Source organism: Pseudomonas sp. ICMP 8385, from assembly GCF_002699915.1.
Taxonomy (GTDB): Bacteria; Pseudomonadota; Gammaproteobacteria; order Pseudomonadales; family Pseudomonadaceae; genus Aquipseudomonas; species Aquipseudomonas gessardii.
Genome location: NZ_LKBY01000110.1, coordinates 1 through 26,959, shown reverse-complemented (window position 1 = coordinate 26,959; position 26,959 = coordinate 1). Strand labels below are relative to the sequence as shown.

Annotated in this window: 25 protein-coding genes; 8 read left to right on the top strand and 17 right to left on the bottom strand. The window is 60.9% G+C overall.

Annotation, left to right across the window (positions count from 1 at the left end; genetic code table 11):
- The first annotated feature begins 15 nt into the window (after positions 1 to 15).
- Positions 16 to 1,224, top strand: coding sequence for an amino acid deaminase (locus AO268_RS19655; protein ID WP_076964574.1), 1,209 nt, complete (start codon positions 16 to 18; stop codon positions 1,222 to 1,224).
- Between the two features lie 117 nt (positions 1,225 to 1,341).
- A complete protein-coding gene (locus AO268_RS19650; protein ID WP_099169568.1) occupies positions 1,342 to 2,250 on the top strand; it encodes a sugar kinase in 909 nt (302 codons plus the stop codon).
- Between the two features lie 157 nt (positions 2,251 to 2,407).
- On the opposite strand, the gene AO268_RS19645 is transcribed toward AO268_RS19650, so the two are convergent.
- The 12 genes from AO268_RS19645 to AO268_RS19590 all read right to left on the bottom strand — a co-directional run bounded on the left by AO268_RS19645 (position 2,408) and on the right by AO268_RS19590 (position 18,532).
- On the bottom strand, positions 2,408 to 2,683 hold the full coding sequence (locus AO268_RS19645) for a peptidylprolyl isomerase (protein ID WP_029293742.1): 276 nt from the start codon (positions 2,681 to 2,683) through the stop codon (positions 2,408 to 2,410).
- 41 nt (positions 2,684 to 2,724) lie between these two features.
- Entirely contained in the window at positions 2,725 to 5,274 is a 2,550-nt protein-coding gene (locus tag AO268_RS19640) for a PAS domain-containing hybrid sensor histidine kinase/response regulator (protein WP_099169567.1), read from the bottom strand.
- A gap of 145 nt (positions 5,275 to 5,419) precedes the next feature.
- A complete protein-coding gene (locus tag AO268_RS19635; RefSeq protein WP_099169566.1) occupies positions 5,420 to 7,372 on the bottom strand; it encodes an acetoacetate--CoA ligase in 1,953 nt (650 codons plus the stop codon).
- Between the two features lie 172 nt (positions 7,373 to 7,544).
- The gene (locus AO268_RS19630) at positions 7,545 to 8,318 is read right to left on the bottom strand and encodes a 3-hydroxybutyrate dehydrogenase (RefSeq protein ID WP_076964570.1); all 774 of its coding nucleotides are present in this window, start codon (positions 8,316 to 8,318) and stop codon (positions 7,545 to 7,547) included.
- Positions 8,319 to 8,325: 7 nt separating this feature from the next.
- Positions 8,326 to 9,717: a GntP family permease gene (locus AO268_RS19625; protein ID WP_076964569.1), complete on the bottom strand. Its 1,392-nt coding sequence runs from the start codon at positions 9,715 to 9,717 to the stop codon at positions 8,326 to 8,328.
- A gap of 276 nt (positions 9,718 to 9,993) precedes the next feature.
- Positions 9,994 to 11,400 (bottom strand): sigma-54 interaction domain-containing protein, encoded by a 1,407-nt coding sequence (locus AO268_RS19620; protein WP_076964568.1) that lies wholly within the window; start codon positions 11,398 to 11,400, stop codon positions 9,994 to 9,996.
- A 16-nt stretch (positions 11,401 to 11,416) separates the two neighbouring features.
- Positions 11,417 to 13,006, bottom strand: a complete 1,590-nt coding sequence (locus tag AO268_RS19615) for an ABC transporter ATP-binding protein (protein ID WP_099169565.1) — start codon at positions 13,004 to 13,006, stop codon at positions 11,417 to 11,419.
- Between the two features lie 14 nt (positions 13,007 to 13,020).
- A complete protein-coding gene (locus AO268_RS19610; RefSeq protein WP_099169564.1) occupies positions 13,021 to 14,043 on the bottom strand; it encodes an ABC transporter permease in 1,023 nt (340 codons plus the stop codon).
- Positions 14,043 to 15,104 carry a microcin C ABC transporter permease YejB gene (locus AO268_RS19605; protein WP_099169563.1) on the bottom strand — a complete coding sequence of 354 codons (1,062 nt, stop codon included), beginning with the start codon at positions 15,102 to 15,104 and terminating at the stop codon, positions 14,043 to 14,045. The genes AO268_RS19610 and AO268_RS19605 overlap by 1 nt, the downstream gene beginning before the upstream one ends.
- The gene (locus AO268_RS19600; RefSeq protein WP_076964564.1) at positions 15,104 to 16,963 is read right to left on the bottom strand and encodes an extracellular solute-binding protein; all 1,860 of its coding nucleotides are present in this window, start codon (positions 16,961 to 16,963) and stop codon (positions 15,104 to 15,106) included. Before AO268_RS19600 ends, AO268_RS19605 begins: the two co-directional genes overlap by 1 nt.
- Before the next feature lie 135 nt (positions 16,964 to 17,098).
- The gene (locus AO268_RS19595) at positions 17,099 to 17,380 is read right to left on the bottom strand and encodes a peptidylprolyl isomerase (RefSeq protein WP_099169562.1); all 282 of its coding nucleotides are present in this window, start codon (positions 17,378 to 17,380) and stop codon (positions 17,099 to 17,101) included.
- An 81-nt stretch (positions 17,381 to 17,461) separates the two neighbouring features.
- Positions 17,462 to 18,532 carry a 3-deoxy-7-phosphoheptulonate synthase gene (locus AO268_RS19590; protein WP_099169561.1) on the bottom strand — a complete coding sequence of 357 codons (1,071 nt, stop codon included), beginning with the start codon at positions 18,530 to 18,532 and terminating at the stop codon, positions 17,462 to 17,464.
- Positions 18,533 to 19,176: 644 nt separating this feature from the next.
- On the opposite strand from AO268_RS19590, the gene AO268_RS19585 reads away from it, so the two are divergent.
- Positions 19,177 to 19,626: a GNAT family N-acetyltransferase gene (locus AO268_RS19585; RefSeq protein WP_076964562.1), complete on the top strand. Its 450-nt coding sequence runs from the start codon at positions 19,177 to 19,179 to the stop codon at positions 19,624 to 19,626.
- A gap of 36 nt (positions 19,627 to 19,662) precedes the next feature.
- On the opposite strand, the gene AO268_RS19580 is transcribed toward AO268_RS19585, so the two are convergent.
- Positions 19,663 to 19,902: a DNA-binding protein gene (locus tag AO268_RS19580; protein ID WP_076964561.1), complete on the bottom strand. Its 240-nt coding sequence runs from the start codon at positions 19,900 to 19,902 to the stop codon at positions 19,663 to 19,665.
- 81 nt (positions 19,903 to 19,983) lie between these two features.
- Between AO268_RS19580 and AO268_RS19575 the strand changes: the two genes are divergently transcribed.
- From AO268_RS19575 to pgsA, 4 genes are all read left to right on the top strand, one after another.
- Positions 19,984 to 20,349: a helix-turn-helix domain-containing protein gene (locus AO268_RS19575; RefSeq protein ID WP_076964560.1), complete on the top strand. Its 366-nt coding sequence runs from the start codon at positions 19,984 to 19,986 to the stop codon at positions 20,347 to 20,349.
- A 151-nt stretch (positions 20,350 to 20,500) separates the two neighbouring features.
- Positions 20,501 to 21,142: a response regulator transcription factor GacA gene (gene gacA, locus AO268_RS19570; RefSeq protein WP_029293774.1), complete on the top strand. Its 642-nt coding sequence runs from the start codon at positions 20,501 to 20,503 to the stop codon at positions 21,140 to 21,142.
- A 16-nt stretch (positions 21,143 to 21,158) separates the two neighbouring features.
- The gene (gene uvrC / locus AO268_RS19565; protein ID WP_076965275.1) at positions 21,159 to 22,982 is read left to right on the top strand and encodes an excinuclease ABC subunit UvrC; all 1,824 of its coding nucleotides are present in this window, start codon (positions 21,159 to 21,161) and stop codon (positions 22,980 to 22,982) included.
- A 32-nt stretch (positions 22,983 to 23,014) separates the two neighbouring features.
- Positions 23,015 to 23,575, top strand: coding sequence for a CDP-diacylglycerol--glycerol-3-phosphate 3-phosphatidyltransferase (gene pgsA / locus AO268_RS19560; protein ID WP_029293776.1), 561 nt, complete (start codon positions 23,015 to 23,017; stop codon positions 23,573 to 23,575).
- A 651-nt stretch (positions 23,576 to 24,226) separates the two neighbouring features.
- Here pgsA and AO268_RS33245 read toward each other — a convergent pair.
- The 4 genes from AO268_RS33245 to AO268_RS19540 form a co-directional block, all read right to left on the bottom strand.
- Positions 24,227 to 24,610: an HAD hydrolase-like protein gene (locus AO268_RS33245; protein ID WP_242627634.1), complete on the bottom strand. Its 384-nt coding sequence runs from the start codon at positions 24,608 to 24,610 to the stop codon at positions 24,227 to 24,229.
- Entirely contained in the window at positions 24,607 to 24,831 is a 225-nt protein-coding gene (locus tag AO268_RS33240; protein WP_257154416.1) for an HAD hydrolase-like protein, read from the bottom strand. The genes AO268_RS33245 and AO268_RS33240 overlap by 4 nt, the downstream gene beginning before the upstream one ends.
- An 86-nt stretch (positions 24,832 to 24,917) precedes the next feature.
- Positions 24,918 to 25,247 (bottom strand): DUF202 domain-containing protein, encoded by a 330-nt coding sequence (locus tag AO268_RS33830; protein ID WP_076965270.1) that lies wholly within the window; start codon positions 25,245 to 25,247, stop codon positions 24,918 to 24,920.
- A gap of 10 nt (positions 25,248 to 25,257) precedes the next feature.
- On the bottom strand, positions 25,258 to 25,638 hold the full coding sequence (locus AO268_RS19540) for a YidH family protein (protein ID WP_076965271.1): 381 nt from the start codon (positions 25,636 to 25,638) through the stop codon (positions 25,258 to 25,260).
- A 383-nt stretch (positions 25,639 to 26,021) separates the two neighbouring features.
- On the opposite strand from AO268_RS19540, the gene AO268_RS19535 reads away from it, so the two are divergent.
- Positions 26,022 to 26,447, top strand: a complete 426-nt coding sequence (locus AO268_RS19535) for a cupin domain-containing protein (protein ID WP_083743138.1) — start codon at positions 26,022 to 26,024, stop codon at positions 26,445 to 26,447.
- Positions 26,448 to 26,959: the final 512 nt, after the last annotated feature.

Below are 26,959 nucleotides of genomic sequence, written 5' to 3'. Positions count from 1 at the left end.
AAACGGAGTAACCCCATGTCTGCCTTCAATGCCGTTGAAAAAGGCGCCGCCGCCAGCGGTGCCCACCTGGTACGCGACGTCAGCCTGCCCGCCCTGGTGCTGCACCGCGCGGCACTGGAACACAACATCCGCTGGATGCAGGATTTTGTCAGCCACAGCGGCGCGCAACTGGCGCCCCATGGCAAGACCAGCATGATGCCGGCGCTGTTCCAGCGTCAGTTGGCGCAAGGCGCCTGGGGCATCACCCTGGCCACCGCGGTGCAGACCCGCGCGGCCTACGCCGGTGGGGTGCGTCGGGTGTTGATGGCCAACCAACTGGTGGGCGCGCCGAACATGGCGCTGATCGCCGAGCTGCTGGCCGACCCCGGCTTTGACTTCCATTGCCTGGTCGACCACCCGGACAACGTCGCTGACCTGGGCGCATTCTTCGCCGCCCGTGGCCTGCGTCTGAATGTGATGATCGAATACGGCGTGGTCGGCGGCCGCTGCGGTTGCCGCAGCGAGCAGGAGGTGCTGGACCTGGCGCGGGCGATCAAGGCCCAGCCGGCCCTGGCGCTTACCGGGATCGAAGGCTACGAAGGGGTGATCCACGGTGAGCATGCCATCCGCGGTATCCGCGAGTTTGCTGCGTCCCTGGTGCGCCTGGCGGTGGCGATGCAGGACAGTGGCGCCTTCGACCTGGGCAAGCCGATCATCACTGCCTCGGGTTCGGCCTGGTATGACTTGATCGCCGAGTCTTTCGCCGCGCAAAACGCCGAGGGGCGCTTCCTCAGCGTACTGCGCCCCGGCAGCTATGTGGCCCACGACCATGGTATCTACAAGGACGCGCAATGCTGCGTGCTGGACCGGCGCAGCGACCTCAGCGAAGGCCTGCGCCCGGCCCTGGAAGTCTGGGCCCATGTGCAATCGTTGCCGCAGCCGGGGTTTGCGGTGATCGCCCTGGGCAAGCGCGACGTGGCCTACGACGCCGGCTTGCCGGTGCCACTCAAGCGCTACAAGGCCGGCGTGCTGCCGGCGGTGGGCGAGGATGTGAGTGGCTGCAAGGTCACGGCGGTGATGGACCAGCATGCATTTATGACGGTGGCGCCGGGGGTTGAGTTGCGTATTGGCGACATCATCGCCTTTGGCACTTCGCACCCATGCCTGACCTTCGACAAGTGGCAGGTAGGGTGCCTGGTGGATGAGCAGCTGCAGGTGGTCGAGGCATTGCAGACCTGTTTCTAGACCGCGTCGCGGCCATCGCAGGCCAGCCAGCTCCCACATTTGAATGTATTCAAAAATCCAAATGTGGGAGCTGGCTTGCCTGCGATGAGGCCCTAAAACTCACCCGAGAATCCGAACATGAACCCACACCCGCGCATCGCCCTGATCGGCGAATGCATGATCGAACTGCAACACCGCGCCGACGGCAGCCTGCAACAGAGCTTCGGCGGCGACACCCTGAACACCGCCGTCTACCTGCGCCGCGAACTGGGGGCCAGCAGCACGGTGGATTACGTCACCGCCCTGGGCGATGACCGTTTCAGCGATGCCATGTGCCAGCAATGGGCCGCCGAAGGCCTGGGCCTGGACAGGGTCCAGCGCTTGCCGGGGCGCCTGCCGGGTTTGTACTGCATCCAGACCGATGCCCAGGGCGAGCGCAAATTCCTCTACTGGCGTAACGAAGCGGCAGTGCGCGATTGCTTTACCACGCCTGGGGCCGAGCCGGTCCTGGCGGCCTTGCCGGGCTATGACGTGCTGTATTTCAGCGGGATCACCCTGGCGGTCTTGGGCGAAGTGGGGCGCGTACGCCTGCTGGCCGCCCTGGTTGAGGCTCGCCAGCGTGGCGCCCGGGTGGTGTTCGACAACAACTACCGGCCGCGTCTGTGGGCCAGTGTCGAGGCTGCTCGCGAGGCCTATCGGCAGGTGTTGGCACTGGTGGATATGGCCTTGCTGACAGAGGATGACGAGCGTGCGTTGTTTGGCTATGCCGACAGCGAGCAGGTGTTGGCGGCCTATCCGGGGATCGAGGAGGTGGTGCTCAAGCGTGGGGCGGATGATTGCCTGATCCGTTGCGGTGGCGAGCGTTTTGCGGTGCCGGCGCGGGTGGTCGAGCAGGTGGTGGATACCACGGCGGCGGGGGATTCGTTCAGCGCGGCGTATCTGGCCAGCCGGCTCAGGGGTGGTTCGCCGCAGGAGGCAGCCTTGGCGGGGCATCGGTTGGCGAGCCAGGTGATCCAGCTTCCGGGTGCGCTGATTCCCAGGGTATGAGGCCGCCTGCGGCGGATCGCGGGCAAGCCCGGCTCCCACAGTGATCGTTCCCACGCTCCGCGTGGGAATGCAGCTACGGACGCTCCGCGTCCCAGAAGCGGACGCAGAGCGTCCAGTGAGGCATTCCCACGCGGAGCGTGGGAACGATCAGGGTGATTTAGTCGCGGTAGAACACCTGCACCAGGTGATACCCAAACTTGCTCTTGATCGGTCCATGCACTACCCGCAGCGGTTTCTTGAAAATCACCGCATCGATCACCCCCACCATCTGCCCCGGCCGTACTTCACCCAGGTCGCCGCCGCGCTTGCCGGACGGGCAGGTGGAGAACTTCTTGGCCAGCACATCAAAGGCTTCGCCCTTGGCAATACGCTGCTTGAGCTGTTCGGCTTCTTCGCTGGTTTTAACCAGGATATGGCGGGCTTGGGCTTTCATCGGGCAGTTACCTTGCAACGGTCGGGCTTGAAGGCGCGGGATTATGCATCAACTTGGCCTTTGGCGCCGATCATGCTGCGGATTTTCGTGGCCAACTGATCGATGGAAAACGGCTTGGCCACCATGTCCATGCCTTCATCCAGGAAACCCTGACGCTCGGCGGCGGTCTCGGCGTAGCCGGTCATGAACAGCACCTTGAGCCCGGGGCGGTGCTGGCGGGCGATTTCCGCCAGTTGCCGACCGTTCATGCCGGGCAGGCCGACATCGGTCACCAGCAAGTCCACCCGCAGGTCAGATTCCAGCAACGGCAGGGCCGCCCGCGCATCGGCAGCCTGGTGGGCGGTGTAGCCCAGTTCATCGAGCAGGTTGACCACCAGCATGCGCACGGCGGCATCGTCCTCGACCACCACCACGGCTTCGCCATCCAGCGCCACGGGGGCCTCCACGGGGATCTGCGGCAGGACTTTCTCCAGGGCGGTGCCATGCAGGCGCGGCAGGTACAGGCGCACACAGGTGCCGCGGCCCGGCTCGCTGTGGATCGTGACGTGGCCGCCGGATTGCTGGGCAAAGCCATAAATCATCGACAGCCCCAGGCCCGTCCCCTGGCCGATGGGCTTGGTGGTGAAAAACGGGTCGAAGGCCTTGGCCAGGATCTTGGGGGTCATGCCGGCGCCGTTGTCGCACACGCCCAGCATCACATAGTCGCCGGCCTTGACCGGTTCCAGGGTGCTGATGTCGCTGCCGTCCAGGTAGCTGTTGGCCGTCTCGATGCTCAGTTGCCCGCCATCGGGCATGGCGTCGCGGGCGTTGATTACCAGGTTGAGCAGGGCGTTTTCCAGTTGGCTGGCGTCGGTGTTCACCGGCCAGATATCGCTGCCCAGTTGCACCTTGAGGTCGATATGGGCGCCTTTGGTGCGGCGGAACAGCTCTTCGAGGGACGTGACCAACTGGTTCGGATCCAGGGGCTGGCGATCAAGGGACTGGCGCCGGGAGAAGGCCAGCAGGCGATGGGTCAGCGCGGCTGCGCGATGGGCCGAGGCCACGGCGGCGTCGGTGAAGCGACTAATCTCATCGCTGCGCCCGGCGGCGATGTAGCGCTGCATCAGGTCCAGGCTGCCAATGATCCCGGTGAGCATATTGTTGAAGTCATGGGCGATCCCGCCGGTGAGCTGGCCGAGCGCTTCCATCTTTTGCGCATGGCGCAGCGCGTCTTCGGCGCGTGCGCGCTCGAACATCTCGTTTTGCAGGCGCTGGTTGGCTTCGGCCAGGGCCTGGGTGCGCTGGGCCACGCGTTCTTCCAGGTTGTCGTTGAGATGGCGCAGCGCCTCTTCGGTGAGTTTGCGTTCGGTCTCATCGATCACAAAGATATAGAAGCCATTGACCGAGCCATCGGCGCTGAAGCGGGGCAGGTACTTCATCAGCGCATGCCGGGGCCGGCCATCGCAATGGGGGGTGACGGTGACAAAGCTGCAGGCCTTGCCCTTGAGCGCGGCGGCGATTTTATCGGCGCGCCCGGCATAGAGCTTGTCGCCGAGGACTTCGCGGATGGTCTTGCCATACAGTTCTTGCGGGGTCAGGCCGTACCAGTCGAGGTAGGCGCTGTTGTTCAGGCGAAAGCGTTCTGTGTGGTCGACATAGCCGATCAGCACCGGCATGGCGTTGATGATCAGTTGCAGCTCGGTCTGGCTCTGGCGCAGGGCTTGTTCGGTGTGCTTGCGTTCGGTCAGGTCCAGCGCCGCGCCAAGGAAGCGCACCGGTCGGCCGTGGTGGTCCTTGTAGCAGCGACCACGGGCAAACACCCAGCGCACCTGGCCGTTGGCCTGGAGCAGGCGATATTCCTCGGCGTACTCGGTGCCATGGGTGATGCAATGCTTGATGCTGCGGGCGATCAGGCCGCGGTCTTGCGGGTGCACGCCTTGCAGGTAATCACTGATGGGCAACTGTTGGGCCTGGCACGGATCAACCCCGTGCAACTGGGCAAAATGGTTATCGGCGATAAAGCGGTCTTCGCTGATATCCCAGTCCCAGGTGCCCACCGCATCGGTGGCGGCCAGGGCCAGTTGCAAGCGTTGCTCGGTGTTGTGCTGGGCCTTGAGGCTGGCTTCGGAACGTTGTTGCAGCTCCTGGGCCAGTTGCCGGCGTTCGTTGGTTTCAATTGCTGTCACCAGGATCCCGGCGACCTGGCCCTGTTCGTCGCGGATCGGGCTGTAGGTCAGGTCCAGCCAGATCTCGGTGTCGCGGTGGTTGCGCTGCAGGACAAAGCGCTGTTCGGTAAAGGTGCGCACCTGGCCGCTCAGGACGGCGCGGTAGATCGGAGTGGTGAAGTGTTGCAGCTCCGGCCAGGCCCGGTGCGTCGGCTGGCCGAAGGCCTGGGGGTGCTTGTTGCCAGCCAGCAGGGCGAAGCCATCGTTGTAGAGTTGCGTGAGTTCGGTGCCCCACAGCAACAGCATCGGCATCGGTGAATGGATGACGATATCGATGGCCGTGCGCAGGCTTTGTGGCCAGTGGCTGGCATCACCGAGGGGGCTTGCGGCCCAGTCCAGCCGTGCGATCAGGGCCGCGGCCTCGCTGCCGGTGGGTGATCCGTTCATGTAAGTGCCTTGCGCGTAACGCTTGAAGAATGAAAAAAGCCGAAGACTCCGTGGTACGGAAACGGCTGGTTACCCCTCGAAAAATAGCATGCTTGAGGGGTTTTTCTTCAAGTGAGTGCGTCAAAGCTGAAACCTTTCATCTTTTTTACCCCAGCTCGGGGCGGTTGCGAAACTGCTCCAGGGCTTGGGGGTTGGCCAGGGCATCGGTGTTCTTCACCGGTTCGCCGTGCACGACATTCCTGACCGCCAACTCGACGATCTTGCCGCTGAGGGTGCGCGGAATGTCAGTGACGCTGAGGATCTTCGCCGGCACGTGGCGCGGCGTGGTATGGGCGCGGATCACATCGCGGATCTGTTGCTCAAGGGCGGCGTCCAGGTGTTCGCCGTCATTGAGGCGTACAAACAGCACCACGCGCACATCGTCCTGCCAACGTTGGCCGATGGCCAGGCTTTCTGCGACCTGCGGGACCTTTTCCACCTGGCGGTAGATCTCCGCCGTGCCGATGCGCACGCCGCCGGGGTTGAGCACCGCATCCGAACGACCATGGATCAACAGGCTGCCATTGGCGCGCTGCTCGGCATAGTCGCCCTGGGCCCATACGCCGGGGAACTGGCTGAAATACGAAGCGCGCAGCTTTTCCCCCAACGGGTCATGCCACAGGCCGATGGGCATCGCCGGGAAGTGCCGGGTACACACCAGTTCGCCTTTTTCACCGACCAGCGGCCGGCCCTGGTCGTCCCACACTTCGATGGCCATCGCCAGGCTCTTGCATTGCATTTCGCCGCGGCGTACCGGCAACACCGGGTTGCCGATAACAAAGCAGGAGACGATGTCGGTGCCCCCCGACATCGACGACAGGCACAGCTGCTGCTTGATCTCGCGGTACACGTAGTCGTAGCTCTGGGGCGACAGTGGCGAGCCGGTCGAGATCAGGCCCTTGAGGCTGCCCAGGTCATGGCTGCAGCGTGGTTGCAGGCCGGCCTTTTCCAGGGTGGCGAGGTATTTCGGGCTGGTGCCGAACACGCTGATGCGTTCCTGGTCGATCAGGTCAATCAGGCGCGCGGGGCCCGGATGAAACGGCGAGCCGTCATACAGCACCGCCGTGGCGCCGATGGCCAAGACCGAGACCAGCCAGTTCCACATCATCCAGCCGCAGGTGGTGTAGTAGAACAGGCAGTCGTCGCGCGACAGGTCGGCGTGCAGGCCGTGTTCCTTGAGGTGGGTCAGCAGCACGCCGCCGGTGCCGTGGATGATGCATTTGGGCACGCCGGTGGTGCCACTGGAGTAGAGGATGTACAGCGGGTGGTCGAAGGGCACGGCGACAAACTGCGGTTCGCCGTCGGGGCAATAGAAGTCATCCCACAGGGTGACGTTGGCCGGGGTCTGGTAGTCGTCGACATGCGCCTCGGGCCGGGCGTAGGGCACGATGATCAGCTGTTGCAGGGACGGCAGGCGCTCGAGGATTTCATTGAGCTTGGCGCTCTGGTCGATCAGCTTGCCCGCGTAGCGATAGCCGGCGCAGGTGATCAGCACCTTGGGTTCGATCTGGCCGAAGCGGTCGATCACCCCCTGGGTGCCGAAGTCCGGCGAGGAGCAGGACCAGATCGCCCCCAGGCTGCTGGTGGCGAGCATGCCCACCAGGGTTTGCCAGGTATTGGGCATGCACGCCGCCACCCGATCACCCAGGCCCACGCCCGCCGCTTGCAGGCTGCGCTGCAGGCCGGCGACGTGGCGGGCCAGTTCGGCATAGGTCAGTTGTTCGCGCTGGCCGTCTTCGCTGATGGCGACCACCGCCGGGTGCTCATCGCGGCGGCGCAGCAGGTGTTCGGCAAAGTTCAGGGTGGCGCCGGGAAACCACTGGGCGCTGGGCATCTGCGCGCCTTCCACCAGCACGGTGCTGGGCGGCGTACGAAACTGCACGTCGAAGAACTCGACAATCGCCGCCCAGAAGGCCGGGCGCTGGTCGATGCTCCATTGGTGCAGGGTGGGGTAATCGTTGATCTGCAAGGCGTGGCGATCATTGATAAAGCGCCGGAACTGGTCCATCCGGGTGGTGTGGATGCGTTCCGGGCTGGGTTGCCAGAGGATATCGGACATGGCGCACTCTCTTGTTCTTGTATGAAATCCGCCAGACAACACACATCCAAACTGTGGGAGCTGGCTTGCCTGCGATAGCGGTGGATCAGTCATGCATGAGTTAACTGGCCCACCGCTATCGCAGGCAAGCCAGCTCCCACATTTGGATCTTCTTTGTTGGGGCGATAGGGGGTTACTGGGCCAGCCACCCACCATCAATATTCCACGCCGCGCCACGCACCTGGCTGCCGGCCTCGCTGCACAGGAACAGCACCAGCTCGCCCAGTTGCGGTGGGGTGACGAACTCCAGGGACGGCTGCTTTTCAGCCAGCAGGTCATGCTGGGCCTGCTGCGGCTCAACGCCTGTGGCGATGCGGTCATCGATCTGCTTCTGCACCAGCGGCGTCAACACCCAACCCGGGCAGATGGCGTTGCAGGTCACGTTGCTGGTGGCGGTTTCCAGGCCGACGACCTTGGTCAGGCCGATCACCCCGTGCTTGGCCGCCACATACGCCGCCTTGCCCACCGAGCCGACCTGGCCGTGCACCGAGGCAATATTGACGATCCGCCCCCAGCCTTTGGCCTTCATGCCCGGCAGGCTCAGGCGGGTGCTGTGGAACACCGACGACAGGTTGATGGCGATGATCGAGTCCCAGCGCTCTACCGGGAAGTCTTCCACCGCGGCCACATGCTGGATGCCCGCGTTATTCACCAGGATGTCGATGCCGCCGAACTCGCGCTCGGCGTAGGCGACCATCTCGGCGATCTGCGCCGGGTCGCTGACATCGGCCGGGTGATGACCGACCTTGCCGCCAAACGCCTGCACCTGGGCGATCACCGCGCTGGCATCGCCGAAGCCGTTGAGGATCAGGTTGGCGCCGGCCTTGGCCAGGCTCAGGGCAATCCCTAAGCCGATGCCACTGGTAGAGCCGGTGACCAGGGCGGTCTTGCCGTTCAATGTCGTCATGAAAACCTCACACAATGCCGGTGGCGTAGAAAGTACCGATCACCACGAACACCGCGAGGGTCTTGATGATCGTGATGCCGAAAATATCCTTGTAGGCTTCGCGGTGGGTCAGCCCGGTGACTGCCAGCAGCGTGATGACCGCGCCGTTGTGGGGCAGGGTGTCCATGCCGCCACTGGCCATGGCCGCGACCCGGTGCAGCACTTCCAGGGGGATATTGGCGGCATGGGCTGCGGAAATAAAGCTTTCGGACATGGCCGCCAGGGCGATGCTCATGCCGCCGGAGGCAGAGCCGGTGATACCGGCCAGCAGGGTCACGGTAATCGCCTCGTTGACCAGCGGGTCGGGGATGCCCTTGAGCCAGTCCGCTAGCACCAGGAAGCCCGGCAGCGAGGCGATCACCGCGCCGAAGCCGTATTCCGAAGCGGTGTTCATCGCCGCCAGCAGTGCGCCGCTGACCGCGCTTTTACTGCCTTCGGCCAGCTTGCTCTTGATCGCCGAAAAGCCAAACACCAAGACCATGATGATCCCCACCAGTAACGCGGCCTGCACCGCCCAGATCGCGGTGAGCTTGGCGATTTCCGTGGTCACCGGCGCGCTCATGCCCGGCAGGGCAAGGCTGTGGGTCTTGCCGTACCACTGCGGGATCCAGTGGGTGAACAGCAGGTTCATCACCCCCACCAGGATCAATGGCGACAGGGCGATCCACGGGTTGGGCAGGCTCAGGTCTGCGGCGGTTTCCGGCTCGTTGCGCAAGTCGGTGCCATAGCCTTCACCGGCACGTTGGGCCTTGTTGCGCTGGCGCGCCAGGTACAGCATGCCGACGCAGAACACAAAAATGGTGCCGATCAAGCCCAGCCAGGGCGCGGCCCAGGCGGTGGTGTTGAAGAAGGTGCTGGGGATGATGTTCTGGATCTGCGGCGTGCCGGGCAGGGCGTCCATCGTGAACGAGAACGCACCCAGGGCAATGGTCGCCGGGATCAGGCGCTTGGGGATATTGCTCTGGCGGAACATTTCGGCGGCGAACGGGTACACCGCAAACACCACCACAAACAGCGATACACCGCCATAGGTCAGCAATGCGCAGACCAGCACGATCACCAACATTGCCTGGCGGGTGCCGAGCAAACGGATGGCGGCCGCGACGATCGAGCGCGAAAAGCCCGACAGCTCGATCAGCTTGCCGAACACCGCGCCGAGCAGGAACACTGGGAAGTAGAGTTTGATAAAGCCGACCATTTTTTCCATGAACACCCCGGTAAAGGCAGGGGCGACAGCGGAAGGGTCGGTGAGCAACACGGCGCCAAGGGCGGCGATGGGGGCAAACAGGATGACGCTATAGCCACGGTAGGCAGCCAGCATCAGCAGCGCAAGCGCCGCCAGGGCAATGATCACACTCATGGTGTGTCTCCATCGGATTGTTATTGTTGTGGGTAGAGCTTGTAGGAAGGGGCTATAGCGGGAAGCGTGCCAACTCTTTAACTTATTGATATATATAGATATTTAAAGTTTATATTGAAGCCGTGTCTCTATATCAAGACAAATGCAGATCAAATGTGGGAGCGGGCTTGCCCGCGATGGCGGTCTACCTGGCATGGATTTGTTGCCTGGCACACCGCTATCGCGGGCAAGCCCGCTCCCACAGGGGATTGTCTTGGTATTGAGAGTTTTGTCTCTCTATTGAGACTGCTCGATGCCCAGCGCCACCATCTTCTTGTACAGCGTCGAGCGACCGAGCCCCAATCGCTTGGCTGCCTCCACCACATTGCCCTCGCACTGGCGCAACGCCGCAGCAATCAACTGCCGGTCGAACCGCTCCCGCGCCACGCTGAAGGTTTCGACCTCCATGGGCGCCACGGCGCTGCGCTCCACTGGGCTGAAGGTGCCAATTGCTGCACGGATCTCCCGCGCATCCAGCACCAAGTCATCGCTGAGCAGCGCCGCCCGTTCCAGCACATTACGCAGCTCGCGGATATTCCCCGGCCAGGCATGCTCGGCCAGCAACGCCAGGGCTTCACGGTCCAGTTCATGCTGGCTGCGCAGTTCTTCGAGGATGGCCTCGCTCAACGCCGGAATATCATCCAGGCGTTCGCGCAGGGGCGGGACCTGGATCGGCAAGACGTTGAGGCGGTAATACAAGTCGGCGCGAAACTCGCCGCGCTTGATCGCGGCTTCCAGGTCGGTGGACGTTGCGGCGATCACCCGCACATCGCTGTGGATCATCTCGTTGGAGCCCACCGGCTCAAATTCTTTCTCCTGCAGCACCCGCAGCAGTTTGCTTTGCAGCGGCAATGGCATGTCGCCGATTTCATCGAGAAACAACGTCCCGCCCTGGGCGAGCTGCAACTTGCCGGCGCGGCCCTTGCGGTCGGCACCGGTAAATGCGCCGGGCGCGGTGCCGAAGAATTCGGCTTCCAAAAGGTCATGGGGGATGGCGGCACTGTTGATGCTGACAAAGGCTTTGTTGGCGCGTGGCGAGGCACCATGGATGGCCTGGGCCAGGAGCTCCTTGCCGGTGCCGGTTTCGCCCAGCAGCAACACCGGCGACTCGGCACTGGCGCTGCGCCGCGCCCGGCGCTTGACCTCCAGGCTGGCGGCGCTGGTGCCGATAAAATGCGCGAAGTTGTATTTGCTCTGGCGTGAGCGCAACAGCGAGCGGGTCGAGGCCAACTCCTGTTGCATGCTCAGGTAGCGCTCGATCATCGGCGAGAGGTTGCGCAACTCATCGAACAGGGCAAAGCCGATGGCGCCGATGACCTTGCCGGAATCGTCGTGGATCGGCAGGCGCATCACCACCAGCGGGCCTTTGGGCGTGTCCTGGATATCCAGGAGGATCGGCTGGTCGGTGCGTACCACCTGGCGTAGCAGGCTGTTGGAGATCACCTGTTCGCACGGCTGGCCGATGGCCTGGTCGGCGCTTTTCAGGCCGAAGCGCTTGGCGTAGCGTTCGTTCATCCACACGATATTGGCGTCGCGGTCGACAATCACCGTGCCTTCGCTGGACTGCTCGATGATCTCGAACAGGGACTGGATCGCCAGGCCACGAACGTGCGGGTAGTCCTTGAGGCTTTCGGTCGTGTTCATGCTCGGGGCGCCAGATTTATTGAGTGAAGGACAGGGGAGCCTGTGCGGCGGCCAGCAGCTCCTGGGTGTAGGGATGCTGCGGCGCGGCAAACACCGCCTGGCTCGGACCGCGCTCAACCACCCTGCCGTCCTTGACCACGATCATATCGTGGGCCATGGCCCGCACCACGGCCAGGTCATGGCTGATAAACAGGTAGGTCAGGCCGTACTTTTCCTGGAGTTCACGCAGCAGCGCCACCACTTGTTTTTGCACGGTGCGGTCCAGGGCCGAGGTGGGCTCGTCCAGCAGCATCAGCGCCGGGCGCAGCACCAGGGCGCGGGCGATGGCGATGCGTTGGCGCTGGCCGCCGGAGAACTCGTGGGGGTAGCGATGGCGGCTGGCCGGGTCGAGGCCCACATCCTGCAGCACCTTGATCACCTGCGCGTCACGCTCTTGCAGGCTGCACGGCGCGTGCACTTCCAGGCCTTCGCTGATGATCTGTTGCACCGACATGCGCGGGCTGAGGCTGCCGTAGGGGTCCTGGAACACCACCTGCATCTGTTTGCGCCAGGGCCGCATCTGCTTCTGGCTCAGGCCATCGAGGGCCTCGCCCTGGAAGCGGATGCTGCCGCTGGAGTCGAGCAGGCGCAGGATCGCCTGGCCGAGGGTGGACTTGCCGGAGCCGGACTCGCCGACGATCCCCAGGGTTTTGCCCCGTTGCAGGTCCAGGCTGATGCCGTTCACCGCTTGCAGGTACTGCTTGCGCCGCAACAGCCCGCCACCGATGGGGAAGCGCACACTCAGGTCGTTGACCTGCAACACCGTCTCGCGCACATCCTGGCACAGTGCCGTGCCGACCGGTTCGGCATCCAGCAGCAGGCGGCTGTAGGGGTGTTGCGGCGCATTGAACAGGGCCTGGCAGTCGGCCTGCTCGACAATTTCCCCGGCCTGCATCACACACACGCGCTGGGCAATGCTGCGCACCAGGTTGAGGTCATGGCTGATCAGCAGCAAGGACATGCCCAGGCGTTGCTGCAAGGATTTGAGCAGCAGCAGGATCTTGCGCTGCACCGTCACATCCAGCGCGGTGGTCGGCTCGTCGGCGATCAGCAGTTCCGGCTCGCAGGCCAGGGCCATGGCAATCATCACCCGTTGGCGCTGGCCACCCGACAACTGATGGGGGTAGGACTTGAGGCGCTCCTGGGGGTTGCGGATGCCCACCAGCTCCAGCAGTTCGAGGATGCGTGCCTGCGCCGCCTTGCCGCCCAGGCCCTTGTGCAGCAGCAGGGTTTCGCCGATCTGCTTTTCGATGCTGTGCAAGGGGTTGAGGGAGGTCATCGGCTCCTGGAAGATCATCGCGATGCGGTTGCCCCGCAGTTTTTGCAGGGTGCCGGCGTCGGCGCCGAGCAGTTCCTGGCCGCGATAGCGCACGGAACCGGTGCTAGCGGTGCCGGCCTGGGGCAGCAGTTGCAGGATCGAATGGGCGGTCACCGACTTGCCCGAGCCCGATTCGCCCACCAGCGCCAGGCATTCGCCACGGCGCACGTCCAGGCACAGGTTGCGCACCACGGTCTGGCCGCTGAAGGCGACGCACAGGTCGCGGATCTCGATCAGGTTGTCAGTCATGGATGCATCGCCCTTTATGATCGTGGGTCGAAGGCGTCACGCAACGCCTCGCCGATAAATACCAGCAGCGACAGAATCAGCGCCAGGGTGAAGAAGGCCGTGAGCCCGAGCCACGGCGCCTGCAGGTTTTGCTTGCCCTGGGCGATCAATTCGCCGAGGGAGGCGCTGCCCGCCGGCATGCCAAAACCGAGGAAGTCCAAGGCGCTGAGGGTGGAAATCGCCCCGGTCAGGATAAAGGGCAGGTAGCTCAGGGTGGCGGTCATGGCGTTGGGCAGGATATGCCGGCGGATGATCTTGCCGTCCCCCAGGCCCAGGGCGCGCGCGGCCTTCACGTATTCCAGGTTGCGCCCACGCAGGAACTCGGCGCGCACCACGTCCACCAGGGCCAGCCAGGAAAACAGCGCCATGATCCCCAGCAGCCACCAGAAGTTCGGTTCGACAAACCCCGAGAGAATGATCAGCAGGTACAGCACTGGCAGCCCCGACCACACTTCAAGGATGCGCTGGCCGAGCAGGTCGACCCAGCCGCCGTAATAGCCCTGCAAGGCGCCGGCGGCAATGCCGATGATGGCGCTGATTGCGCTCAGGCCGAGGGCGAACAGGATCGACACCCGCGCGCCGAAGATCACCCGCGCCAGCACATCGCGGGACTGGTCGTCGGTGCCCAGCCAGTTCACTGTGGACGGCGGGCTGGGGGCAGGGCGGGTCAGCTCGTAGTTGGGCGTGTCATCGCTGAAGGGGATCGGCGGGAACAGCATCCAGCCGCCGTCTTTGTGGATCAGTTGCTGCACATAGTCACTGCGGTAGTCGGCCTGGAACGGCAGTTGCCCGCCGAACTGCTGCTCGGTGTAGCGCTTGAACACCGGGAAATACAACTGGTCCTGGTAACTGAGCACCAGCGGCTTGTCGTTGGCGATCAACTCGCCGCCCAGGGTCAGGATAAACAGGCCGATAAACAGCCACAGCGACCACCAGCCCCGGCGGTTTTGCTTGAAGCGCTCGAAGCGGCGACGGGCCACGGGAGACAGATTGAGCATCAGGCGTTCCTCGCGGCGAAGTCGATACGCGGGTCCACCAGGGTGTAGCAGAGGTCGCCGATCAGTTTTATCAAGAGGCCGAACAGGGTGAAGATAAACAGCGAGCCAAAGACCACCGGATAGTCCCGCGACACCGCCGCTTCGTAGCTCATGCGGCCCAGGCCGTCGAGGGAGAAAATCACCTCGATCAGCAGCGAGCCTGCAAAGAACACACTGATAAACGCCTGGGGGATCCCGGAGATCACCAGCAGCATGGCGTTGCGAAACACATGGCCGTAGAGCACGCGCCGTTCGCTCAGGCCCTTGGCCCGGGCGGTGACTACGTATTGGCGGGTGATTTCATTGAGGAACGAGTTTTTGGTGAGGATGGTCAAGGTGGCGACCCCGCCGATCACCAGGGCGCTGACCGGCAGCACCAGGTGCCAGAAATAATCGGCGATCTTGCCCAGTGTGCCCAGTTGCTCGAAGTTCTCCGACACCAGGCCGCGCACCGGGAACCAGTTCAGGGTAGTGCCGCCGGCAAAGACCACGATCAAAAACATCGCAAACAGGAAAGCCGGCATCGCGTAGCCAATGACAATGGCGGTGCTGCTCCACACATCGAAACTGCTGCCGTGGCGCACCGCCTTGCGGATCCCCAGGGGGATCGACACCAGGTAGGTGATCAGGGTGGCCCAGAGGCCGAGGGAAAGGGTCACCGGCATCTTTTCCAGGATCAGGTCGGTCACCGTGGCGCCGCGAAAGAAGCTGTTGCCGAAATCCAGCCGGGCATAGTTCTTGAGCATCAGCCACAGGCGTTCGGGTGCGGATTTGTCGAAGCCGTATTGTTTTTCGATGTCCTTGATCAGCTTGGGGTCGAGGCCACGGCTGGCGCGCGAGCCACTGCTGACGCCGTCGCCGGCCGAGCCGCCGACGCTGCCGCCGCCAATGCCCTGCAAGTGGGCGATGGCCTGCTCCACCGGCCCGCCGGGCGCGGCCTGGACGATCACAAAGTTCACCAGCAGGATGATCACCAGGGTCGGGATGATCAGCAGCAGACGCCGCACGATATAGGCAAACATCAGCGGGCACCTCGCGGCTGGCTCAGTTCGGCTTTCATCTGTTCATTGGTCAGGGGCGTCGGGCTGACTTCCCACCACGACTCCAGCGCCTCGTCGTTGCTGGCCTCGATGGCCGGGCGACCGAAGCGGTTCCACCACGCGGCCGAGGCGCCGTGTGGGTAGTAATTGGGGATCCAGTAATAATTCCATTGCAACACCCGGTCCAGGGCGTGGGCGTAGCTGAGCATCTGCGCCTGGGTGGTGGCGCGCACCAGGCCGGTGACCAGGGTGTCTACCGCCGGGTTTTGCAGGACGATGTAGTTGTTGGCGCCCGGGTCGAACGCCGACGAGGAGCCGAAGTAGTTGTACAGCTCCATGCCCGGCGAGGTGGTGACCGGGAAGCCGGTGACGATCATGTCGTAGTCCCGGGTCATCAGGCGGTTGACGTACTGGGATGAGTCGATGCGCCGGATGTTGAGGGTGATGCCGATCTGCGCCAGGTTGCGTTTATAGGGCAGCAGCAGGCGTTCGAGGCCGTTCTGCACATTGAGGAAGGTGAACTCCAGGGGCTCGCCGGCAGCGTTCACCAGCTTGTCGCCCTTGGGGGTCCAGCCGGCGTCTTCCAGCAGGGCCAGGGCTTGCAACTGTTTGTCGCGGATCATGCCGCTGCCGTCGGTGGTCGGCGCCTTGAACACCTGGGTAAAGACTTCGTCGGGGATCTGCCCGCGCAAGGGTTCGAGAATCGCCAGCTCCCGGGCGTCGGGCAGTTGGGTGGCGGCCAGCGGGCTGTTGGAAAAGTAGCTTTGCTGGCGGATATACAGGTTGCGCATCATCTGCCGGTTGGCCCACTCGAAATCCCAGAGCATGGCCAGGGCCTGGCGCACGCGGCGGTCCTGGAACATCGGTTTTTGCATATTGAACACATAGCCCTGGGCCGGCTGCGGGGCTTGCTTGGCCAGGTGCGCGCGTTGCAGGCGGCCATCGTCCAGGGCCGGGCCGTTGTAGCCGATGGAATAGCCGGTGGCGGAGAATTCGCGGTTGAAGTCGTAGGCGCCGCCGCGCAGGACCTGGCGTGCAACTTCGGTATCGCCAAAGTATTCCAGGCTCAGGTGATCGAAGTTGTACAGGCCGCGGCTGACGGGCAAGTCCTTGCCCCACCAGTCGGGGTCGCGCTGGAAGGTGATGGTGCTGCCGGCATTGATCTTGCTGACCTTGTACGGGCCGCTGCCCAGGGGCGCTTCATAGCCGCCGCCATTGGCAAAGTCGCGGCTCTTCCACCAATGTTCGGGGAACACCGGCAGGGTCGCGACATCCAGGGGCAGGGTGCGGTTTTCATTGCTGGAGAAGTCAAAACGCACTTGCCCCGGGCCTTCGACCTCGACGTGCTTGACGTCGGCGAACAGCGTGCGAAAGCGCAGGCTGCCCTGGGTCATCAGCAGGTTGAAGCTGTAGCGCACATCTTCTGCGGTGATGGGCGTGCCGTCGGCAAACCGCGCCTTGGGGTTGAGGAAAAACCGCAGGTACAGGCCGTCTTCGGCGCGTTCCATCTTTTGCGCCACCAGGCCGTAGACGGTATAGGGCTCATCCAGCGAGCGGTAGGCCAGGGGCGAGTACACCCAGCCGTCCACTTGGCTGACGCCGATGCCTTTGTCGATATACGGCAGCACATGGTCGAAGCGCCCGACTTCAATGGCCGAGCGCTTGAGGCTGCCGCCCTTGGGCGCGTCGGGGTTTACATAGTCGAAATGGCTGAAACCGGCAGGGTATTTGGCGGGTTCGCCGTAGACGGTCAGTGCATGTTGCGGGGCGGCGAACGAGACAGCACTCGCCAGCAGCAGGGCCAGGGTAGAGCCAACCAACGTGAGGAAGTCCAGTCGCATTATCAGCCTTGAGCGCCGGGTGAAGAAGGAAGGGGACTTGTACCCTAACCGCGCACGGGTCGCCAGTCTCCCTGCTGGGGCGCAAACACAACGGCCCACCAAAAGGTGGGCCGTTATGTTTTGCAAAAACGTGGATCAGTCCTGGCGGCTGGTCACTTCCAGCAGGTGATAGCCGAACTGGGTTTTCACCGGGCCTTGCACGGTGTTGACCGGGGCGCTGAACACGACAGTGTCGAATTCCTTGACCATCTGACCAGGGCCGAACGAACCCAGGTTGCCGCCATCACGGCTCGATGGGCAGCTGGAGTTGGCTTTGGCGATTTCTGCGAAATCAGCGCCGCCTTCGATCTGGGCTTTGAGTTCGTTGCACTTGTCTTCGCTGGCAACCAGGATGTGACGGGCGGTGGCTTTGGCCATGGTGGATAACTCCTTGAATTAAAAAAGGTGAGCCTACCGGATTCAGGCGGTTATTTCCTGGCAAAGTTCCACTGATTTACATCAGGCGTGATCGCGCAGGCGTGTGGCCGCTTCACGCAGCAACTGCTCGGTGCCGTCCCAGCCCAGGCAGCCGTCGGTCACCGAAACGCCGTAGCGCATCGACGGGCTGAGCGGCTGGCAGCCTGCGAACAGATGGCTCTCCAGCATCATGCCGATCAGCGAGGTGTCGCCCTGCAAGCGCTGCTCCAGCACGTCATTGAACACCGCCGGCTGGCGCATCGGGTCCTTGCCGCTGTTGGCGTGGCTGCAATCGACCATGAGCCGCGTGGCCACTTTGCTTTTGGCCAGGTCGGTCTTGACCTGGGCCACGCTCTGGCGGTCGTAGTTCGGGCCACGGTGGCCGCCGCGCAATACCAGGTGGGTATCGGCGTTGCCCGGGGTCTGGATGATCGCCGGATGCCCCTGGCTGTCGACGCCGAAGTGGCGGTGCGGGTGGGCCGCCGAGCGCATGGCGTCACAGGCAATGGCCACGCCGCCATCGGTGCCGTTCTTGAAGCCGACGGGCATGCCCAGGCCGCTGGCCATTTCCCGGTGGATCTGCGACTCGGTCGTGCGCGCGCCAATGGCGACCCAACTGAGCATATCGTCGAAGTAGCCGGCGGCCATCGGTTGCAGCAGCTCGGTGGCGACCGGCAAACCCAGGCGCAGCATTTCACGCATCAATTCCCGTGACAGGGTGAGGCCGGCGGCCATGTCGTCGCTGCCATCCAGGTGCGGGTCGTAGGCCAGGCCTTTCCAGCCGATGGTGGTGCGCGGTTTTTCGACGTAGGCGCGGATCACCAGCAGCATCTGGTCGCTGACGTCATTGGCCAGTTTCTTCAGATTGCGTGCGTATTCCATGGCGGATTCGGGGTCATGGATCGAGCAGGGCCCGACGATGACCAGCAGGCGCGAGTCTTCACCCGTGAGAATCGCGCGGATCGCCTGGCGATGAGCATTGACTTGCTCGCTCAGGAACGGGCTCAGGGGCAATTGCTGCTTGAGCTCAAGGGCGCTGGGCAAACGCTGGGTCAGCGCTTCATTGGCGCTGGACAGGGTGGTAACGGGCAGGGCGGCGATGGACGAGTTCATAGTTTTTGCTTCCTGGGCAAGCGGCGGGCTGTTCCCGCACGCTCTGCCCTACTGGGGTGTTCGACAATTGGCCGTATTGGCGGTGTGTGTTGGCTTGCCACCAATAGGTGACCGATCGGAGGCGGCAGGCTGTCCCGAACGGAGCTTGCTAAATCGCCAGGCGGTGCAGGTGTCGTAACGGTAATAAGTGGTGAAGTTCATGGTGTGGTTTCCTTTAAGTTCGGTGTGTTGCAAAAAGTGTTCAGGGCTGAAAAAACAAAACCCCCGGTCGGGGAGCCGACCGGGGGTTAGATTTCTCTGGTAGGCGACCCCTTGAGTAGTGGGCGCCGATTTCAGGTATCAGGCGCGCCAGTGGCTAAACCAATACCCAAAATAAAAGCTGACCAGTGCGCTCAAACCGTTCACGCGGGTAGCCACGACCGAACGCTGTGCGTTGGCGGTAGGGCGAGCCTGGATGAGGGTGAGTGGCAACATGGTGTTTCTCCAAATGATGGGATGGAGCTTAACTGAGGCCTGTAGGTGGATTCAATCAGTAATTTCTATCGTGAGGAGGGGCTTAGCACTATGGCGGATGTCCCGATATGCTGGAGGATACTCACAATGATTGCCTGGATGCGACCTGTGACGCAATGGAGCCCACTGCTATGGCATTCACCCTCAAGGCTGCATCGGATCAGCACCTGGCCTTTGCACGCAGCCTGACGCATCAGGCCATGGGCCATTACTATCGGCAATACCATCTGACGTGGTCTGACAAAGGCTTCGATACCGCCTGGGCCGGGCGGGAAAACTGGTTGATTTGCCAGGATAACAGGCCGGTAGGGTTCGTCAGCCTGAGCCGGGATGATAAGGCGTTGTACATTCGCGAACTGCACCTGCTTGACGCTTTTCGCCGTCAGGGCGCGGGCAGTTGGGTGTTGGAACGGATGATCGCCAAGGCCCGGGCCGAAAGCCGGGATTATTTGCGATTGACGGTATTCAAGACCAACCCGGCAAAAAGGCTGTATCAGCGCCAGGGGCTGAGTATTGTCGGTGAGGAGGGCTGTTTCTGGCAGATGGAGTCTGTTTGTTTGTCAGCGCAGTCGTCTCGGTAAACCTCGCGCTCGACTTGAATCGGTGCATACTGCTCCTTAGGAGCCAATCTCCTGATCATTACTTGGGCTTTGTGTCTCGTTAAGGATGATCCCCTCTTTCATGCCCAAAAGGACCGCCACCTTATGGGCTTCTCCACGCCGCCCCTTTTTGCGCCCAGCGAGCACTTGATAGGTGGTTGCCGGGTCCACGCCATGTTCCCTGGCGAATGCCTGGACCGATTTGCCTTGATGTTCCAGCCAGGCTTTGGCTTGTGCAGCGGTACGAATTCCGGGCATAGTTCAAAACCGTTCAAGTTTGTGTAAAACGAGATGACATCGTCACCTCTTGGGGTGTACCAGAAGGGATAATACATCCAAATGAGTGGAATTGGTTCGCGCTTAAGGCAAGAAAGAGAGCGACTTGGCTTGTCGCAAAAGGTTTTTGGTGAAATAGGAGGCGTGGAAGCAAACGCACAAGGCAAATATGAAAACGGTGGCCGCGCGCCAAAGGCCGATTATTTGTCCCGGGTCGCTGAGAAGGGCGTCGATATCCTGTTCGTCTTGACGGGCAGCCCAACGCCTATCCAGTTGGACAACCTGAGCCAGATCGAAGAAAAGGTGCTGGGCAACTACCGGGCGATGTTTAAAGAGGACCAGGACGCAATCCGCAGGCTGACCAGCACCCTGGCAGAGCATTCCTCTGTGGTGAATGGAAAATCCCGGCCGATCCCCAAGGAATCCTGACCTTTTACCCAGGAAACAACCCCGCCTGCCGTTCGGCAGGCGTTCGTAGTGTATTGAAACTCTATATATATGACGCGTTCAGCTAGGTCTGTGCCTTGGTTTTTTGCTAAGGTGTTCAGCAACCTATAAGACCATTTCGCGAGGTGTCTGCTTGATTAGGGTGCTAGTAGTCGATGACCATGATCTCGTTCGTACAGGCATTACACGAATGCTGGCTGACATCGATGGCCTGCAAGTGGTCGGCCAGGCTGAGTCGGGAGAGGAATCCCTGATCAAGGCGCGTGAATTGAAGCCCGATGTGGTGTTGATGGACGTCAAGATGCCGGGGATTGGCGGTCTTGGCGCTACCTGCAAGTTGTTGCGCAGTCATCCAGATATCAAGGTGGTCGTGGTCACTGTCTGTGAGGAAGACCCTTTTCCTACCAGGCTTCTTCAAGCGGGCGCGGCAGGTTATTTGACCAAAGGTGCGGGCCTCGCAGAAATGGTCCAGGCCATCCGCCTGGTATTCGCCGGCCAGCGCTACATCAGCCCGCAGATTGCCCAGCAGTTGGCGATCAAGTCGTTTCAGCCGGTCAGCGACTCGCCGTTTGATGCCTTGTCCGAGCGCGAGATTCAGATCGCCTTGATGATTGTCGGCTGCCAGAAGGTCCAGTCGATTTCCGACAAGCTCTGCCTGTCGCCGAAAACCGTGAACACCTACCGTTATCGAATCTTCGAGAAGCTGTCCATCAGCAGTGATGTTGAATTGACCTTGCTGGCGGTTCGCCACGGCATGGTGGACGCCAGCGCCTGAAATGCAAGCCACTGAAATAACCGCCGCGTTTGATCCCAGTGCATTTCTAGCGACCTGCAGTGGCCGGCCTGGCGTGTATCGCATGTTCGACAGCGAAGCGCGCCTGCTGTACGTCGGCAAGGCCAAGAACCTCAAGAAGCGCCTGGCCAGTTACTTTCGCAAGACCGGCCTGGCGCCGAAGACCGCTGCGCTGGTGGGGCGTATCGCCCAGGTCGAAACCACCATCACCGCCAATGAAACCGAGGCGCTGCTGCTTGAGCAGACGCTGATCAAGGAATGGCGGCCGCCCTACAATATTCTGCTGCGTGACGATAAGTCCTACCCGTACGTGTTTCTGTCGGACGGCGATTTCCCACGCCTGAGCATCCATCGCGGGGCGAAGAAGCACAAGGGCAAATATTTTGGCCCTTACCCCAGCGCCGGAGCGATCCGCGAGAGCCTGAGCCTGCTGCAAAAGACCTTTTTTGTACGTCAGTGCGAAGATAGCTTCTACAAGAACCGTACCCGCCCATGCCTGCAATACCAGATCAAGCGTTGCAAGGCACCCTGTGTCGGGCTGGTCGAGCCCCAGGAATATGCCGAAGACGTGCGGCACTCGGTGATGTTCCTCGAAGGGCGCAGCAATGCCCTGGCCGACGAACTGTCCGGCGCCATGGAGCAGGCGGCCAGTGTCCTGGACTTCGAGCGGGCCGCCGAACTGCGTGACCAGGTGTCCCTGCTGCGGCGGGTGCAGGACCAGCAAAGCATGGAAGGCGGCACCGGTGACGTCGACGTGATTGCGGCCTTCGTCAACCCGGGCGGGGCCTGCGTGCACCTGATCAGCGTACGTGGCGGCCGGGTGCTGGGCAGCAAGAACTTCTTTCCCCAGACCGGAATCGAGGAGGAGGTGGCCGAGGTCATGGCCGCGTTCCTTGGCCAGTACTACGTCAGCAGCCCCGAGCGCGACTTGCCGGGCGAGTTGATCGTCAACGTGGTGCACGAAGACTTCCCCGCCTTGATTGATGCGATCCACGCCCTGCGCGGCCGCGAGCTGGACATCAGCCACCGGGTGCGCGGCACGCGGGCGCGTTGGCAACAACTGGCGGTGACCAACGCCGAACAGGCCCTGAGCGCGCGCCTGGCCAACCGCCAGCATGTGGCCGCGCGCTTTGACGCGCTGGCCGATGTGCTCAAGCTCGACGAGCCGCCGCAACGCCTGGAGTGCTACGACATCAGTCACTCCAGCGGCGAGGCGACCGTGGCGTCCTGCGTGGTCTTCGGCCCGGAAGGCCCGATCAAGTCCGATTATCGACGCTATAACATTGAAGGCGTCACCCCGGGCGACGACTATGCCGCCATGCACCAGGCCTTGACCCGGCGCTTCAGCAAACTCAAGGACGGCGAGGGCAAGCTGCCGGATATCCTGCTGGTGGACGGCGGCAAGGGCCAGCTATCCATGGCCCGTGACGTGCTCAACGAACTGGCGGTGCCCGACCTGATCCTGCTCGGCGTGGCCAAGGGCGCGACGCGCAAGGCCGGTTTTGAAACGTTGTACTTGAATGATGCAGCCCATGAGTTCACCTTGAAGGGCGATTCACCGGCATTGCACCTGATTCAGCAGATTCGCGACGAAGCCCATCGTTTTGCCATTACCGGTCATCGTGCCCGACGTGGTAAAACCCGGCGTACCTCCACCCTGGAAGGGGTGGCGGGTGTAGGGCCAAAGCGACGGCGCGAACTGTTGAAACATTTTGGCGGATTGCAGGAATTGTCCCGTGCCAGCATTGAAGAAATAGCCAAAGCCCCTGGAATCAGTAAAAAGCTCGCTGAGTTGATTTATGCAAACCTACACAGCGAGTAGAATGCCTTCTCACCTCGTAGCCAGTTGTGCCGATGAATATCCCTAATCTGATCACCGTTCTACGCGTCCTGCTCATTCCGATTTTCATTTTGTTGTTCTACCTGCCCTATGAATGGAGCTACATGGCCTCCAGTTCGGTCTTCGCTTTTGCGGCCGCAACCGACTGGCTGGATGGTTACCTGGCACGACGCCTGGAGCAGAGCACGCCGTTTGGCGCGTTCCTCGACCCTGTGGCCGACAAACTGATGGTCGCCGTGGCACTGGTGTTGTTGGTGCAAGAGCACGGCAACCTGTGGCTGACCCTGCCGGCCGCCGTGATCATCGGTCGCGAGATCGTCGTCTCGGCCCTGCGCGAATGGATGGCCGAAATCGGCGCACGCGCCCATGTGGCCGTGTCCAACATGGGCAAATGGAAAACCGCCGCGCAGATGCTGGCGCTGGTCATCCTGCTGGCCAACCCGTCTAACTTCACTTTCTGGGTGCTGCTGGGCTACGCCTTGCTGCTGATCGCCGCCGGCCTGACCCTGTGGTCCATGCTGCAATACTTGCGCGCCGCCTGGCCCCATCTGCGCACGACCGTGGAAAAGAAATAAAACTTTTTTGAATCAAGGGGTTGACGGGTGCTGAGGATTCTATAGAATGCGCATCACCAANGAATAGCTCAGTTGGTAGAGCACGACCTTGCCAAGGTCGGGGTCGCGAGTTCGAGTCTCGTTTCCCGCTCCAAATATTGCGCTGCAGAGTTCCACTAAATTCTGTAAGCGATTGAAATCAGGACCTTCGGGTCCTTTTTTCGTTCCGGCAGGAACCACTGAAATCCAGCTCCATCCAGTGCTTTAAGTCCCGATTTAAGTCCCGAATGAGGATTTTGGATTTGGATGTGCACTGAATCGGTTTTTTGCTGGAGCAGTTAGGATAGCGAGACGAGCATCCGGTCCTGACTCTGTTCAGGAGCTCGCTATGGCGCTCTGAGATACGACCGTTCGGCAAGCCTGAAAACTACATGATGGGCGACACGGATGGGCTTGCGCTCAACGTGACCGCCCGCGGCAGGAAAATCTGGCGTTTTAGATACTGCTGGGCTGGCGGCGGTGGGGGTCATGTCGCTCCTTATCAAGCTGCGGGCAGCAGACCGTCAACTACGGTGGGTAATTCCCAGGGTGTATCGGCGGCCAGGGCCCCACTGTTTTTCAATTCATCGACGGCCCCATAGCCCCACAGTGCACCCACCGGAATCATTGCATTTAGCTGCGCAGCCTGCAGTCATCACGTTTGTCTCCACTCATGAAAACGCTAGATGGGGGCTTCGCAAGGGATGCTAGCAGCGTCTTCATCAGATCAGCCTTGTCATCCAGGTTACCGTCGGGCGAAGTGCCGAAGATCGACTGGAAAGCATTGAACAATCCGTTGTAGGTAAGCATTTTTTCAGCAAACTCTTGTCGTTTCGAGGTCGCAATAAAGAGCGAGTAATGACGGTCCGAAAAATGACTGAGCGCATTGCTGATGCCTGTGTACGGAAAGCTTTTGTAGAGCCCTTGCTCCCTGTAGTGGGAGCGGTACAGGTGGACGTACTCGTCGACTCGATCGTCTGCGAAAGGCGCCAAAAGTTCTGCGACAATTTGGTTCATTGGGGGGGGCCAAATAACTTCTGCGTCTCGGCGCCGGGAATAAAATCATGGCCCATTTGACGGATGGCATACGTCAAATTCTCAAGGATTCCGGGAGCCGAGTCGAGGACAGTACCGTCCATATCGAAAATAATGATGGTGGAATCAGTCACATGTTGACCTCCTGATAGCGAAGGGGCTTCTTCAAAGGGGCTGACGCCTGACAGTAGTTTCAAACTCATTGACGACTGCTCCATCGTTTCAGCCTGTGCCTCAAAGCCATGGGGCAGTTGTTCAAGCTTGGCGGGAAGCTCCCCAGTGTTGACCTTTACAACATACCCCACAATGCTGCACTACTTAACATTGCAACGCCCAGCCCTAATATCAGCACCTCGCCTAGCCGTGGAGCTGAGCTTTCTCCACGTATGTGCTGCGCTGACTGGCGATAGCCGTCGATGATTAATAATGAGTAGATAGAGCCGATACACAGAGCCATAAGCATTAGCGTCATCATGGGAATGTCGCGGGCCAGGGGATGACGAAATACGATGCATCCAAGTACCAAAGTAGAGAGTACGGTGCGTTCCCAGGTCAGCGCAGTGCGTTCGGGCTGTAGGCCCCGGTCGTCATGTAGGGGAGGGGTGGCAGAGCTCGACACGCAGGTGGCCTCAAGGCAGTAACAGTATGGTTGAAACTATCAGGCCGAATAAACCCAGTATTGGTGCCAGGATTGGGTACGGAAGAGATTGGCGGCGACGTAGGGCGCGCTCCACATTGAGCCAGCGTAGGGTTGCGTTAACGCTAACTAGCAGCGCCATACCAGTGAGTGTATATGACAGCAGCATTTGCAGGCGCCCGGCAAATAGATCTAGCGGGAGCGCATCCAGTGCAATTCCGCTGGCCAGAAGCGCAATGGCCGTACGGATCCAGGCAAGGAAGGTTCGTTCATTGGCTAGCGTGAAGCGAGGATCGGGTTCGCATCCATCGGCAAGTGCGAAAGCCCTACGGAACCTGACTTTAAGGGATTTTTCATCGATTTGATGCAACATGGCAAAAAACCTTCCATTCGGTTCCAGTGGGTCGTGTCGTGCAGTCGAAGACCGTCTGCCTTGTCATTTTGAGCGAATTTTTTTTTGAAACTAGAGCATATTTTGGTAAACCATATTCAATTTTTGGTAGCTTCATAATAAAAAAGTACAATTTTAATCAAATATCTGCATAGCAAGAGCTGAGGGGATTTATCTAATGTCTTTCTTGATTAAGAACGGCATCGGAGTGCTTGTCGAAGAGCAGTTATCAGTAGGCGCTCTGATTGCCCGGAAAGGTCATGGTGTATGGATTTTACTTGAGTGAGGTGTGGAATATGGAGTCAGGAATAATACGCTCAGACCGAAACGTGCCACTACCTTTCGGTGTTGACGAAATAAAGTCTATGATTGGCCGTAAAGTTTGGAATGTGCTGGGTACTTCTTATTGGCCGATTCTCGGCGGAGATGAGCAGAGTAGTTTTGCTTGGTTGACCTACGATCCTCCTGGCAGCTTTATACCGCCGCATACTCATCCGATACAGGATGAGCACGTATTTGTTCTGGAGGGTGAGTATGCACTGTATAAAGATGGTGAGTGGATGACTGCCAAGCCTGGCGATTATGTTTGTTGGCAACGTGGTTCGACTCATGCGTATCGCATCGATTCGGATAAACCTGCTCGTGGACTGTTCTGGGTTAGTCCGGGTAACGACCTGTCCAGCCTCTTCGATGAATTGCACAATCAATCCAGTCCCGAAGAAGTGGTAAGACTGTCAGCTCTGCGCAATATCGTATTCTCGAAGCCAGGTACAGCCCCGAACTTTGAATGATCTACAGGCTCAGCCGCCCAGGGACGGCGGCTGTGGTCGAAGAGTAAGTTCGGTGTGAATTTCCCTTATTTATTCATCCCTAAAATTAGAGATTAATTCGCAACGGTCAGCTTATTTTTGAGCGCTTAAAGTTCTTGCTCTGACCGTTCATTCTGGCCGTCTCCGCCGCCCGGAATGCGCTCGTGATTGTTGCGCATAGGGCTTGAAGTGGCCTTTATCATAAAGTCGCAAGCGAAAAAGAATAAAGAACAAGAGAAAACTGCATAGTGGTAAGTTGTTTCTTGGATTACATTTGATCTGGCATTAACCATTTTTCTTATTAACTAGAACAAGAAAGGTAGTCGGATGAGCCAGGTAAATCATTCTGGGATGACTGTTCACACTCTCGGCACTGGTGGTGGGCCAGTGGTTTCAGCTAGGGATGGTCTGAAGTAGCCATGTATTTCCCCGGCATACCACCTAGCGCAACTTTTAAACTCGCCAAATGATCAAAAAACAATCAATTCGACGAG